This is a genomic window from Pseudomonas sp. IPO3749 (assembly GCF_013386605.1).
Taxonomy (GTDB): Bacteria; Pseudomonadota; Gammaproteobacteria; order Pseudomonadales; family Pseudomonadaceae; genus Aquipseudomonas; species Aquipseudomonas azotoformans_A.
The window spans coordinates 77,258-90,466 of the sequence record NZ_JACARN010000019.1 but is presented as its reverse complement, the minus strand read 5'-3'; the positions used below and the strand labels follow the sequence as shown (position 1 = coordinate 90,466).

At 58.6% G+C, this 13,209-nt stretch carries 16 protein-coding genes and 1 tRNA gene; 1 reads left to right on the top strand and 16 read right to left on the bottom strand.

What is annotated here, in order from left to right:
- Positions 1-111: 111 nt before the first annotated feature.
- Both HX812_RS09815 and HX812_RS09810 read right to left on the bottom strand, forming a co-directional pair.
- Complete coding sequence (locus tag HX812_RS09815) at positions 112-1,398, bottom strand: OmpP1/FadL family transporter (protein WP_038845977.1); 1,287 nt, start codon at positions 1,396-1,398, stop codon at positions 112-114.
- Positions 1,399-1,609: 211 nt separating this feature from the next.
- Entirely contained in the window at positions 1,610-1,840 is a 231-nt protein-coding gene (locus HX812_RS09810; RefSeq protein ID WP_038845976.1) for a hexameric tyrosine-coordinated heme protein, read from the bottom strand.
- Between the two features lie 165 nt (positions 1,841-2,005).
- Between HX812_RS09810 and HX812_RS09805 the strand changes: the two genes are divergently transcribed.
- Positions 2,006-2,614: a metalloregulator ArsR/SmtB family transcription factor gene (locus HX812_RS09805; protein WP_038845974.1), complete on the top strand. Its 609-nt coding sequence runs from the start codon at positions 2,006-2,008 to the stop codon at positions 2,612-2,614.
- Between the two features lie 132 nt (positions 2,615-2,746).
- Here the strand turns inward: HX812_RS09805 and HX812_RS09800 are convergent.
- From HX812_RS09800 to HX812_RS09735, 14 genes are all read right to left on the bottom strand, one after another.
- Positions 2,747-2,822 (bottom strand) — tRNA-Lys (locus HX812_RS09800).
- Between the two features lie 63 nt (positions 2,823-2,885).
- Positions 2,886-3,560, bottom strand: coding sequence for a 7-cyano-7-deazaguanine synthase QueC (gene queC, locus HX812_RS09795; protein ID WP_028617741.1), 675 nt, complete (start codon positions 3,558-3,560; stop codon positions 2,886-2,888).
- A gap of 16 nt (positions 3,561-3,576) precedes the next feature.
- Positions 3,577-4,224 carry a 7-carboxy-7-deazaguanine synthase QueE gene (gene queE, locus HX812_RS09790; protein WP_010208116.1) on the bottom strand — a complete coding sequence of 216 codons (648 nt, stop codon included), beginning with the start codon at positions 4,222-4,224 and terminating at the stop codon, positions 3,577-3,579.
- A gap of 163 nt (positions 4,225-4,387) precedes the next feature.
- Positions 4,388-5,221, bottom strand: coding sequence for a tol-pal system protein YbgF (gene ybgF, locus HX812_RS09785; protein WP_016975447.1), 834 nt, complete (start codon positions 5,219-5,221; stop codon positions 4,388-4,390).
- Positions 5,222-5,227: 6 nt separating this feature from the next.
- Positions 5,228-5,728 carry a peptidoglycan-associated lipoprotein Pal gene (pal, locus tag HX812_RS09780; RefSeq protein ID WP_003209827.1) on the bottom strand — a complete coding sequence of 167 codons (501 nt, stop codon included), beginning with the start codon at positions 5,726-5,728 and terminating at the stop codon, positions 5,228-5,230.
- A 55-nt stretch (positions 5,729-5,783) separates the two neighbouring features.
- Positions 5,784-7,064 carry a Tol-Pal system beta propeller repeat protein TolB gene (gene tolB / locus HX812_RS09775; protein WP_033898484.1) on the bottom strand — a complete coding sequence of 427 codons (1,281 nt, stop codon included), beginning with the start codon at positions 7,062-7,064 and terminating at the stop codon, positions 5,784-5,786.
- A gap of 17 nt (positions 7,065-7,081) precedes the next feature.
- Complete coding sequence (tolA, locus tag HX812_RS09770; RefSeq protein WP_033898485.1) at positions 7,082-8,155, bottom strand: cell envelope integrity protein TolA; 1,074 nt, start codon at positions 8,153-8,155, stop codon at positions 7,082-7,084.
- Entirely contained in the window at positions 8,155-8,607 is a 453-nt protein-coding gene (tolR, locus tag HX812_RS09765; protein WP_161630238.1) for a protein TolR, read from the bottom strand. The genes tolA and tolR overlap by 1 nt, the downstream gene beginning before the upstream one ends.
- Before the next feature lie 23 nt (positions 8,608-8,630).
- The gene (tolQ, locus tag HX812_RS09760) at positions 8,631-9,326 is read right to left on the bottom strand and encodes a protein TolQ (RefSeq protein ID WP_015885609.1); all 696 of its coding nucleotides are present in this window, start codon (positions 9,324-9,326) and stop codon (positions 8,631-8,633) included.
- A gap of 1 nt (position 9,327) precedes the next feature.
- Positions 9,328-9,783: a tol-pal system-associated acyl-CoA thioesterase gene (ybgC, locus tag HX812_RS09755; protein WP_015885610.1), complete on the bottom strand. Its 456-nt coding sequence runs from the start codon at positions 9,781-9,783 to the stop codon at positions 9,328-9,330.
- Positions 9,784-9,923: 140 nt separating this feature from the next.
- Complete coding sequence (ruvB, locus tag HX812_RS09750; protein ID WP_015885611.1) at positions 9,924-10,982, bottom strand: Holliday junction branch migration DNA helicase RuvB; 1,059 nt, start codon at positions 10,980-10,982, stop codon at positions 9,924-9,926.
- The gene (gene ruvA / locus HX812_RS09745) at positions 10,983-11,594 is read right to left on the bottom strand and encodes a Holliday junction branch migration protein RuvA (protein ID WP_038845972.1); all 612 of its coding nucleotides are present in this window, start codon (positions 11,592-11,594) and stop codon (positions 10,983-10,985) included. It lies immediately after the preceding gene.
- A 67-nt stretch (positions 11,595-11,661) separates the two neighbouring features.
- Positions 11,662-12,186 (bottom strand): crossover junction endodeoxyribonuclease RuvC, encoded by a 525-nt coding sequence (gene ruvC, locus HX812_RS09740; protein WP_016975450.1) that lies wholly within the window; start codon positions 12,184-12,186, stop codon positions 11,662-11,664.
- Between the two features lie 177 nt (positions 12,187-12,363).
- A complete protein-coding gene (locus tag HX812_RS09735) occupies positions 12,364-13,110 on the bottom strand; it encodes a YebC/PmpR family DNA-binding transcriptional regulator (protein ID WP_033898490.1) in 747 nt (248 codons plus the stop codon).
- Between the last annotated feature and the right edge of the window lie 99 nt (positions 13,111-13,209).

The following is a 13,209-nucleotide window of genomic DNA, read 5'->3' as shown; positions in this document are numbered from 1 at the left end:
CCCTGTCTTGAGCTGGACAATGCTCAATTTAACCAAGACTTCGATCGATTGACAGCACGTAGATAGCAAAGAGCCATGCCAAAAAGCTGGCTCCTTGCGGTTTTGCGAAAATCAGAACCGGTAAGTCACCGATCCACCGAACCCATTGGCGCTGTTTTCATACTTGGCATCGTACGTCAGCCCTACCTGGGAAAGGTTCTGATGAACCTTGATCGGCTCTTCCTTGAGGTAGGAATACGCCACATCGAACGTCAGGTTGTTGACGGGCGTCCAGCCGGCGCCCAGGCTGAAAACAGTGCGATCCCCCGTAGGAATCCGCACGGAACGGTCGGTGTTGTTGGTCGGCGTCTGGTCCACCGAGAAACCGGTCCGCAGCACCAGTTGTTTGTTGACCCGATACGCCGCGCCGATGGCGTGGGACCAGGTGTCATGCCAATGCTGTTGTTCGGTGATCGAGCCCAGGCCGCCGAATTGAGCGGTAAGGTCGGACACCCCGTCGTTGTTGATGGTGATCTTCTTCAACTGGCTCCAACGGGTGTAGGTGCTGCCGAGGTAGAGGGTCCAGTCGTCATTCAGTTGATGGGTGACCGAGAAATCCACCGAGGACGGCGTGGTCACGTTCAAACTGGCGTCATAACGCTGCGGGCCACCGTCAAAGGCATCGGAAATCACCCCGGAGGCGTGGGTCTTGCCGGTGAGGTGGTACACCACCTGCGAGTGGTAGGTCACGCCGATACGCGTACTTTCGAGGGGTTGCACCAGGATACCGGCGTTGAACCCGGTGGCGTTGTCGTCGCCTTTGACTTTCACGCTTTCGCCGGCTCCGCCACCCAGCGGCACATTGGAATCCAGCTCGCCACTGATGCGGTTGAAGGTCGGGCCGAAACCTACCGACACCTTGTCGTTGAAGGCATAGCTGACCGTCGGCTGCACGGTGATGACCGAAACCTTGCTCTTGTTGCCGAAGCCATTGCCCTGGAAGCTGTGCTCATAGTCAGTCACCAGGCCGAACGGTGCATAGATGCCCAGGCCGAACGCCCAGTGCTCATCAATGGGCGTGACCAGGTAGCCCATCGGCACGGCAATGCCGGGCACCATGTCGCCCTTGTTGGTGCCTGGGTTGTCGGCACCGAACTGCGACGAACTGGCGTTCTTGATATCGGTTTTGGCATCGAGGTAAGTCGCACCAAGGCTGACTTCATTCTGCTTCAGGCGAGACATACCGGCGGGGTTGCCGAACACGGTACTGGCGTCTTCGGCCGATGAGGAGCGACCGGCATAGCCCGTGCCCATTGAACTGATACTTTGTTCATTGAGCGCGAAACCACCGGCGAACAGCGGGGTTGAGGCAAGGGAAACGGCGAGCGCCAAGGCGCCTTTAAGAGTTTTGTTATTCATTATTAGGACTCGAATTGTGGGGCAGCGACGAGGAAGCTACCAACGTTCGAGCGGGGGGTTTATGAAGAGTTTTTCATGCAGAGGATTGTCAGACAATCCTATGTATATCAAAGACTTTTGTGGTTTTATCGTTTCTTTTTCTGACCTTTAAACCCGGTTGTGACCGGGCAGTTCCAGGCAGCCAACAGAGACCGCTGGCTGCCGGGTCGCTCTACGCGTTCCAGTATTTATTCGCCGCCGCAATCGTCGCAAATTCCGTCGCGACCACATGGCCAATGCTGATCAGCATTGCCGCATCATTGGCATACACATCGCGCAAGTGGCCGCGTACCGCTTCATCAGGTTGGGTCGCCTTGATCACCAGCCGCGCCATTTTGATCGCCAGCTCGCGCCCCTCTTCGGGGGTTGCGGTGACCAGTGAATTGTTGGGTATCAGACTCATCAGGCATTTCCTTTTTTTAGATCGCACAGGGCGATGGCGCAGAGGATTCTAATCACTGTCGAGCCATATTGACAATATTTGTTGTCTTTATTGTTTTTTGTTCCGTGAACTGGATTTGATGACGCTATACTCGCCCCTCCCAATCGCCAGCGAACCTGACCGCCCGTGAGTACCAAAAGCGACATCCTGCAGCTTCTCCAGCGCGAGCCACTGACCGTGGTGCAGCTCTGCGAACTTCTGGCCGTGACGCGCAATGCCGTGATCGTGCAGCTCAAACAGTTGGAGTCGGAGGGGTTGGTGCGCCGCAGCAAGATCCGTCCGCCTAACACTGTGGGCAAGCCTCCCGTGATCTTCGAAGCCGCACCGGGCAGCGAAGATGTCACCTCAACGGCTTATCAAATCCTGCTCACGCAATTGCTGGCTACCCTGAAGGACCGCTACGACGTCGAGGAGCTGGGTGAGGTGCTGGAACAAACCGGCCGCCAGTTGGCCCAACGCGCTGGCCTGGCCAAGCCTGAAGATTTTGACAGCGGACTGCGCGCGGCGATGGCCGCCGCCGACGCCTTGGGCGCGAGTACCGAGGCGGTGCCTCAGGAAGGTGGTGTGATGGTGCGCAACTTCACCTGCCCGGTGGGCAGCGTAGTACGCGAAGAGCAATGCGTGTGCAGGGCGATGGCCGCGTTCTTTTCCGAAGCCACCGGGATGCCGGCGAGCGAACAGTGCTTGCGGGAGGATCGGCTGATTTGTCAGTACTTTATTGAGCACAGCGCCTGACAGGATTTCCTGAGGAATAAAAAAGGCCCCGGACTCTTCACGAGCCGGGGCCTTTGACGTTTCGAACAGGCAAAAAAAAACCCGGAAATCCTCACTTGCGTGGGCCTTCCGGATTTTCTAAACCGCCAAAAATGGTGGGTCGTGTGGGATTCGAACCTACGACCAATTGGTTAAAAGCCAACTGCTCTACCAACTGAGCTAACGACCCGCTGTGTGGTGGCGCGTATAATACTGATTTCTAAGGATTATTCAACACCTTATTTGAAATAAATCAGAAATAACGCGTTGGGTCAGTAATTCCGGCCGCTTGGAAGCCTTCTGCACGCAGTCGGCAGCTGTCGCATTTCCCACAAGCACGGCCGTCATCGTCTGCCTGATAGCAGGAAACAGTCAGCGAATAATCTACGCCAAGTCCTACACCAGCCTTGACGATATCGGCCTTGCTCAGGTTTTGCAGCGGCGCCAGGATACGGAAACCCTGCCCTTCTACACCGGCTTTGGTCGCCAGGTTGGCCATGCGCTCGAACGACTCGACGAACTCTGGGCGGCAGTCCGGGTAACCGGAGTAATCCACTGCGTTGACGCCGATGAAGATGTCGCGGGCGTTAAGTACCTCTGCCCAACCCAGGGCCAGGGACAGGAACACGGTGTTGCGTGCCGGCACGTAGGTCACCGGGATGCCTTCGCTAGGTGCTTCCGGCACATCGATGCTGCTGTCGGTCAGCGCGGAGCCACCGATGCCGTTGAGGTTCAGTCCAATCACTTTGTGCTCGACCACGCCCATCTCACGGGCGACACGCGCGGCGGCATTCAGCTCGGCGCGGTGACGCTGGCCGTAGTCGAAGCTCATGGTGTAGCAGCTGTAGCCTTGCGCCTGGGCCATGGCCACCACGGTGGCGGAGTCGAGGCCGCCGGACAGCAGGATTACCGCGCGTTTTTGATCCATTGTGTGTTCAGTCATATCAGCGTCCTGGCTCGTCGTTCCAAAGGTATTTATGCAACTGCAATTGCAGGCGCACCGGTAGGTTGTCTGCAACCACCCAATCGGCGAGGTCGCGTGCATTCAGGTCATGGTGGCTTGGCGAGAACAGCACTTCGCCTGCGCGGCGGTCCAGCCCGTATTGAATCAGCTTGGAGTTCGCCCAGTCGTAGTCGTCGCGGGAACAAATGACGAACTTGACCTGGTCGTTGGCCGTCAGCAGCTCGATGTTCTCGTAGCGGTTACGGTGCGCTTCCTTGGAGTCGGGGGTCTTGAGGTCGACCACGCGGCTGACACGGGGGTCGACCGCGGAGATGTCCAGGGCGCCACTGGTCTCCAGGGAAACCTCGTAGCCGGCATCACACAGCTGCTTGAGCAACGGGATGGCATTGGGCTGGGCCAACGGCTCGCCGCCGGTCACGCAGACGTAGCGCGGCTTGTAGCCGGCGACCTGCTCCAGAATGTCATCGAGGGTGCGCACCGTGCCGCCACTGAAGGCGTAGGCGCTGTCGCAGTATTGGCAACGCAGGGGGCAACCGGTCAGGCGCACAAATACTGTGGGCAGGCCAGCCGTTCGCGTTTCACCCTGCAACGAGTAAAAGACTTCGGTAATTCGTAATGTGTCTTGCATAGTCGCCACGGGCGTAACAGCTAAACAGGCTGTCCGCCTCCGTCAGGCACTTAAAGGAACCCCGCCAACGCGCAGGCCCCAAAAAGCGTGTTTCATAAAAGGGCGTGGATTCTAACGAAAAAACCCGCGCCAGGCGCGGGTTTCTTCTAAACGGCTGCATCGCTTACAAGCGCTGCAGATCCCGTTGAGCCAACTGGGCAGCGGAAGTCCCCGGATACTGGGCCACAACCTGCTGCAGAATGCCTTTGACCTTGTCGGTATGACCCAGGCGGCGTTCTACGTCAGCGAGTTTGTACAGTGAATCCGGCACCTTGGCGTGCTTGGGGTAGAGCTGGCTGACCTTGGCAAATGCCTGGCCCGCGCCCTGTAGATCACCCTTGGCCAGGTTGACTTCACCCAACCAGTATTGAGCATTGCCCGCGTACTGGCTGTTCGGGTATTTGCGCAGGAAAGCGGTAAATGCCTGGCTGGCCTTATCGAAATCCTTGGCTTTGATCAGGTCGAAGGCTGCATCGTAATACAGCTTTTCCTTCGCCGGATCACCCGGTTCGCTGCTCGCGGCAGGGGCTTGGCTGGCAGCCGCCCCTGCTGCTGCACCACCGGCAGCAGCGCTTGGCGCGCCACCGGCAGAAGAATTATCAGGAGTTGCGGCAGGTTGAACGCCGGCTCCAATGCGTCGATCAAGATCCTGGTAACGCTCCAGGCCTTCTTGCTTCAGCTGGTTCACTTGGTTTTGCAGTACTTCAATGGTGCCTTGTTGCTGCGCCAGTTGATCCTGCATGCGTTGCAGCTGGTTGAACAGTTCGCCCTGTGCCGAGGGAGCGGACGTAGCCGCTCCCCCCGCATAGGCGCCGTTCGTGCCATAACCCGCTGGCGGATAACTGCTCCCGCTATTGTTATAGCCAGAGTTGCTATCTTCCACAGGAACCGCAGCCCACACCGCAAGCGGTGCGAGGCTGAGAGCCAATACAGTTAGAGCACGACGGCACGTTCGCATGACGAATTACTTACGCAGTTCGACGCGACGGTTTTGAGCCCAGGACTGCTCGTCGTGGCCAGTAGCAACTGGACGCTCTTTACCGTAGGAAACCAGTTCCAGTTGGCCTGGAGCAACACCTTGCAGTACCAGGTAGCGCTGAACGGCTTTCGCACGACGCTCGCCCAGTGCCATGTTGTACTCACGAGTACCACGTTCGTCAGTGTTACCTTCCAGAACAACGCGAGCGCCGTTAGCTTTCAGGTCCTTCGCGTGAACGTCCAGAGCGCGCATGGCTTCTGGTTTCAGGTCCGAACTGTCGTATTCGAAGTAGAAAGTGGTGATAGCGCGCAGAGCAGCTTCTTCGCTCAGGGAGCCGTCAACCGCACCAGTGTTAGCGCCGTAACCAGCGTTTGGATCAACAGCTGCGCCTTCACCGGCATTGTCGCCGCCTTTAGACGAGCAACCAACGGCTACGGACAGAGCCAGAGCCAGAGCAGCAAACTTACCAAACTTCAGCATTTCCATCGTGAAACTCCTAATGAACCCCAGTGTGTTAAGTACTTCTTTTTGTAGCGCCGCGTCAGTTCAGGTAAGGGGACCAGGATGGTTCTCTGACTTCGCCTTGTGCGGTAGGAAGTGGGAGCCTTACGCGGCCATTAATGGACACGAGCATCAAGACTCCCCGGCCCTGCTGGCGGGTGGCGTAGATTACCATGGTGCCGTTGGGCGCAACAGTGGCTGACTCATCAAGGTTGGTATCTGTGAGGATTTTTACGGTTCCGCGCTGCAAATCCTGGGCCGCAACCCGGAAATTAGTGAAACCATCCTGACGGTGAATCATCACCAACGTCTTTTCATCGGCCGAAAGCTTAGGGTTGGCGTTGTAGTTACCGATAAAAGTAACACGCTCTGCCCCACCACCATTCACGTTCGCCTTGTAGACCTGGGGCTTGCCGCCGCGGTCAGAGGTGAAGTAGATGGTCGAACCATCCTTGCCCCAGAACGGCTCGGTGTTGATGCCAGGGCCGCTGGTTGCGCGAGTGATCTGGCGCGAAGCCATGTTCATCACGTAGATATCCGGGTTGCCATCTTTGGACAGTACAAACGCCAGGCGCGAACCATCCGGCGACCAGGCCGGTGCACCGTTGAGGCCTTCGAAGTTGGTGATCTGCTCACGACGGCCAGTATCGATGTGCTGGACGAAGATACGCGGACGCTTCTGTTCGAAGGACACGTAGGCAATACGCTTGCCGTCCGGCGCGAAGCGCGGCGACAGGATTGGCTCACGGGATTGCAGCAAGGTCACAGCCCGTGCACCGTCGTAGTCCGAACGCTGCAAAGTGTAACGAGTGTTGTCTACGGAGAAACGTTCAGCCGTTACGTACAGCAGACGCGTCGAGAAAGCACCCTTGATACCGGTGAGCTTTTCAAACGACTGGTCCGAGATGTAGTGGGCCATGTCGCGGATCTGCTCGGCCGTGCCCGACACGCTGCCGGTCAGAACCTGCTGCTCGGTCGCCACGTTGAACAAGGTGTAGGTGATTTGCAGACGACCACCGGCCGGCGTGATATTGCCGACCATCAGGTACTGCGCGCCCACCGCTTTCCAGTCGCGGAACACGACTTCGCTGGCCTGGTTCGGCTGGCTGATCATGTTGCCTTTTGGAATCGGTGCGTAGTAGCCGGAGTTGCGCAGGTCGTCGCTGACGATCTGGGCCATGTCGTCCGGCAGCACGCTGCCGCCTTGCCAACCGAACGGTACTACCGCGATCGGGGTGGCCCGATCGCTACCGCTGGTGACCAGGATGTTCTTTTCATCCGCCGCCGCTATCCCTGCCATACAGCAAATAACGACAAGCATTCCTCGAAGAAGGTTTCTCACAAGGCTAGATCCTCAGGTGTGAATGTCATCTTGAATGAACGATAGGGAGCGAAGTCGCTTGGTTTCATTCCCTGCATCTCGGTCAACCGGCCAATATTCTTGACCGCGGCAACCGCCGAACTGTCGAACGAACCGTCACCACTGGACTTGGACACGCTGACCGAAGTCACCGTACCGTCCGGCAACATGCCGATCTGCAGCACTACTGTCATGCCTTTACGTGCCGAAGGTGGACGTGTCCAACCTTCTGCTGCCCGCGCCCGAATCAGGTCGTCGAAACTGCCCGCAACTTCATCGCCACGTTCATCGGCCAAGGCTTGCTGACGCTGCGGCGTGTCGGAGAGCAAGTCTGCCAAGGCCTGGGCCTTTTTCTCTTCGGCGGATTTGCGCGCTGCTTCCTGGGCCTTTTTCTTCTGGGCATCGGCGGCAGCTTTCTTCTTCGCGTCGTCGGCGACTTTTTTCTTCGCCTCGTCTGCTTCAGCTTTTTTCTTGGCGTCTTCGGCGGCTTTCTTCTTCGCGTCTTCGACTATTTTCTTCTTGGCGTCTTCAGCGGCCTTTTTCTTGGCCTCTTCTTCAGCAGCCTTCTTGGCTTCTTCTTCAGACTTCTTCTTGGCTATATCAGCCAATTGTTTCTCTTCGGCCTTTTTGGCTTCGGCAGCTTTCTCGGCTTTCTTGGCTTCATCAGCCTTTTTCGCCTCGTCCGCTTTCTTGGCTTCGTCAGCCTTTTTCGATTCCTCGGCCTTTTGAGCCGCCTCTTCTTTCTTTTGTTCCGCAGCAGCCTTCACCGCTTCCTGCTCGACCTTCTTCTGTTCCATCTGTTCGACTTCAGTCTGGCGCGCAGCCGACTTCTGGGCCTCACCCGCAATCTTCTGATTGGTCTGGGTGGTGGCCTGACTTTTCGATTTCAGCTGATACAGGGTCGCCTGCACGATCGGCTTGGCTGGCGGCAGGTCCGGGGTCATGGCAAAGCTGACGAACAGCATGCCAAACACCAGGACGTGCAGGGCAATTGCCCAGACGCTAGGCCAGAAGAAGCTTTCCGAGGCGGACGGCTCTCGCTGTTGCTGCATCAGGGCGCCTCGGTAATCAAGCCAACGTTACCCACGCCGGCCTTCTGCAGTCCGCCCATGGCGCCCATGACGGAGCCATAGTCGACCACTTTGTCCCCGCGAATGAAGACTTGGGTGTGCTTGCCGCCTTCATTGCCAGAGCGAATGATCTTGGTCACCGCGTCGGTCATCTGCGGCAAGGTCATAGCCTTGTCCTGCTGTTTTTGGGTATCGACTTCGCTGCCAAGGTTCCAGTAATAGGTCTTGTCAGCCTTGATCGAAATGGTCAGGACCTGGGTGTTGTTGTCTTGCGGCAAGGCTTCGCTGGAAACCTTGGGCAGATCAACCTTCACGCCCTGATTGAGCATCGGCGCGGTCACCATGAAGATAACCAGCAGCACCAGCATCACATCGATGTAAGGCACTACGTTCATCTCGGCGACCGGCTTGCGCTTTTTGCGAGCTCGAGCGATTAAAGCCATTGGGAATTACCTGCTTATTCTTCGCTGGTGTGCACTTTACGGTGCAGGATCGCCTGGAATTCGTCGGCGAAGGTGTAGTAACGGCCGATCAACGTTTCGCTGGTAGCGGCAAAACGGTTGTAGGCAATTACTGCGGGGATAGCAGCGAACAGGCCGATCGCGGTGGCGATCAGGGCTTCGGCAATACCTGGAGCCACGGTGGCCAGGGTCGCTTGCTGGGCCTGGGCCAGGCCACGGAAGGAGTTCATGATGCCCCACACGGTACCGAACAGGCCGATGTACGGGCTCACGGAACCGACGGTGGCAAGAAACGGCAAGCTTTGCTCAAGCTTCTCTTCTTCGCGGGAAATGGCGACACGCATGGCGCGGGCCACGCCTTCCATGACCGCTTCCGGGTCAACGCCAGGCTGCTGGCGCAGGCGGGAGAATTCCTTGAAGCCGGCGCGGAAGATTTGCTCGACGCCCGAATCCGGGTCTGGGTTGCTGCCAGCCTGGCGGTACAGCTTGGACAGGTCGATACCCGACCAGAAGCGCTCTTCAAAGCTCTCCAGGGCACGTCGACCGGCACGCAGCAGGTTGCTGCGCTGAAAAATCATGACCCAAGAGGTAACCGATGCGGCTACCAGGGTCAGCATGACCAGTTGAACCACAACACTGGCATTGCTGACCAGGCTCCACATGGAGGAATGGTCGACGACGGTAGGTTCCACGCTAAATCTCCTGCTTTGATTGTTTACCCGCGCCGCTTACGTCGGCAAAGGCCGCACGTAGAGCTTCGGGAATGGCCCGGGGTTTCAAACTATTGGTGCGCACACAGGCCACCAGGAACTGCCCCTCACAGAGCAGCGTTGCATCCGTTGCCCGCCTGACCTGCTGCTTGAAACGCAGGCTGACACGGTTCAATTCGATTACTTCAGCGCTGACCAACAACTCGTCGTCCAGCCGCGCCGGCGCGTGATACCGCGCCTCGCTGGAATGCACGACGAATAACAGGTCCTCCCCTGCCAGCTGGGACTGGGCAAAGCCCAGCTCCCGTAGCCGCTCGGTTCGAGCCCGCTCCATGAACTTGAGGTAGTTGACGTAATACACGATGCCGCCGGCATCGGTGTCCTCGTAATAAACGCGACAGCGATGTGCGAACGACTGATCCCCGTTTTGCGCGCGCATACTCTAGTGCTTACTCCTCAGGTTGCCAATCCGGCTGGGCAACTGTTTTTTCGTTGTCTGAAACATTTCTGACTGACTGAATGACGACACCAGCCACTAGGACAGCACAAACCTCGGATAAATCGTCTGGCGTGAGGCTTTTAATCGTCCACTGCATCGAGGAATTCGTCTACTACAGGCATCTCGCCCAATCGTGACGGAATGTTTAACCCGAAGTGCAGATAGGCGTGACGCGTAACGACTCGCCCCCTTGGGGTACGCATGATGTAACCCTGCTGGATCAAGTACGGTTCCAGCACATCCTCAATGGTATGACGCTCCTCACTGATGGCCGCGGCCAGGCTGTCGACCCCCACCGGGCCGCCGTCGAACTTCTCGATCATGGTCAAGAGTAGACGCCGATCCTGGTGATCGAAGCCGTGCTCATCCACGTCCAGCAGGTTCAAGGCCAGGTCGGCCACGGCCTTGGTGATGTGCCCCTTGGCCCGCACCTCGGCAAAGTCGCGCACACGGCGCAGCAAACGGTTGGCAATTCGAGGCGTACCGCGGGCCCGACGGGCTATTTCAAACGCGCCTTCCGGGTCCAGGGGCAAGCCGAGAATGCCCGCCGAACGGCTGACGATGGTCGCAAGGTCGGCCGTGCTATAGAACTCTAGACGTTGAACAATGCCGAAACGGTCTCGCAACGGGTTGGTCAGCATGCCCGCCCGTGTTGTGGCGCCGACCAGGGTGAACGGTGGCAGGTCGAGCTTGATCGAGCGCGCTGCCGGGCCTTCGCCGATCATGATGTCGAGCTGGAAGTCCTCCATCGCTGGGTACAGCACTTCCTCGACGATTGGCGAGAGCCGGTGGATCTCGTCGATGAACAGCACGTCATGAGGTTCAAGGTTGGTCAGCAACGCCGCCAAATCACCCGGACGCTCCAGCACCGGGCCGGAGGTGGACTTGATCGACACGCCCATTTCCTGGGCGATGATATTGGCCAGGGTGGTCTTGCCCAACCCAGGAGGGCCAAATATCAGCGTGTGATCCAAAGATTCACTGCGACCGCGCGCAGCCTGGATGAACAGCTCCATCTGCTCGCGCACGGTGGGCTGGCCGATGTAGTCGGCCAGGCTCAGGGGGCGGATGGCGCGGTCCTGGACCTCTTCACGGTCGCGCGGGCCAGTGGCTGCAATCAGACGATCAGCTTCAATCACTTAAATCATTCCCTTCAGGGCGCGGCGGATCATGTCTTCACTGCTCAGGTTCTTGTCCTTGATGGACGACACGGCCTTGCTGGCTTCCTGCGGCTTGTAGCCCAGGGAAATCAGCGCGCTGACCGCATCGCTTTCGGCGCTGGCGACTTGGCCCGCCGGCATATCCGGCTGGTTCGGTACAAGGGCGAACATGCTCGGTACCACTTCCCAGGCCTTGAAGCGGTCCTTGAGTTCTACCAGCAGGCGCTCGGCGGTCTTCTTGCCAACGCCCGGCACCTTGGTCAGCGCTGAAGTGTCCTGGGCCGAAACGGCGCGCACCAGCTCATCCACTTCCAGGCTCGACATCAACGCCAAGGCCAGTTTCGGGCCCACGCCGTTGAGGCGGATCAGTTCGCGGAAAAAGTCGCGGTCGCGCTTGCCGATGAAACCATAGAGTAGCTGCGCGTCTTCGCGCACCACCAAGTGAGTGTGCAGCGTAATCGGCTCACCGACCGACGGTAGGCGATACAGGGTGGTCATGGGCACTTCCAGCTCATACCCCAACCCGTTTACATCCAGAATCAGGTGCGGCGGCTGTTTCTCAGCCAGGGTGCCGCGCAAGCGTCCAATCACGGTTCAGATCCTTAAAGCTTGGGGTCAGCGCATGGCCTGACCGGAAATTTCGATTGCGCTGATGCTATCAGAGACGCAGCCGCCCGCCACGACTGCGTGCGGTACCCAGGCCATGGGGCAACAGGCTGGAACGGGTGTGCGCGTGGCAAATGGCAATGGCCAGGGCGTCGGAGGCGTCGATCTGCGGTTTTGAGGTGAGCTTGAGCATGTGCATGACCATCATCTGCACCTGCTCTTTGTTAGCAGCACCCGTACCGACCACGGCCTGCTTGACCTGGGTCGCCGTGTACTCGGCGATCTCCATGCCCTCCTCCGCTCCAGCCACGATGGCGGCGCCACGGGCCTGGCCCAGTTTCAACGCCGAATCGGCATTTTTTGCCATGAACACCTTTTCGATGCCCATGGTGACCGGTCCGTAGGTCTGGATCACTTCACGTACGCCGCGATAGACGATCTGCAGGCGCTCGGCCAACTCGCCCGCGCCGGTGCGGATGCAGCCCGAGGCGACATAGACACAGCCGCGCGGGGTCTGTTGCACCACGCCAAAACCGGTGATGCGCGAACCGGGGTCGATACCTAGGATTAAAGTCATAACGCCTGCGGTTTTGTGGAAACACATAGATCCAATGTGGAAGCTGCTTTTGTGGCGAGGGAGCTTGCTCCCGCTCGACTGCGTAGCAGGCGCAGGCTTTGGGGGGCGCTTCGCCCCCCAACGGGAGCAAGCTCCCTCGCCACAAAAGCCCGCTTCCACACTGGACTTTCATCGTTCTTAGGTAAGCTGTGCAGCGACTTCTTCCGGGATATCCGCGTTGGAATACACATTCTGCACATCATCCAAATCTTCCAGCATATCCAGCATCTTCAGCACTTTCTGCGCACCGTCCAGGTCCAGCTCGGCGCTGGTGGTGGGCAGCATCACGATCTCTGCGTCGGTGCCTTTGAAGCCGGCGGCTTCCAGCGCATTGCGCACGGCGTAGAAGCTGGCGAACGAGGTGAACACGTCGATGGAGCCGTCTTCGTTGGTCACCACGTCGTCGGCATCCGCCTCCATCGCGGCTTCCATCAGCGCATCTTCATCCGTGCCCGGTGCAAAGGTGATCTGCCCTTTGCGCTCGAACAGGTAAGCCACCGAACCGTCGGTGCCGAGGTTGCCACCGCACTTGCTGAACGCATGACGTACGGCTGCCGCGGTGCGGTTGCGGTTGTCGGTCATGCACTCGACCATCACCGCCACGCCGCCCGGGCCGTAGCCTTCGTAGCTCAGCTCGACCATGTCGTCGGTGTCGGCAGCACCAGCGCCACGGGCCACGGCGCGGTCGATGATGTCGCGGCTCATGTTGGCGCCCAGCGCCTTGTCCAGCGCCAGGCGCAGGCGCGGGTTGGAGCCGGGGTCACCACCGCCCTGGCGGGCGGCGACGGTCAGCTCGCGAATCCACTTGGTGAAGATCTTGCCTTTCTTGGCATCCTGACGCTCTTTGCGGTGCTTGATGTTCGCCCACTTGGAATGGCCAGCCATAACACAACTCCGAAATTCTGTAGAAACCTTGATCACCCCCGCCCCAGGCGAGGAATAGTCCTTTAACGCAAAGGCGCATCCGAAGATGCGCCTTTTTAG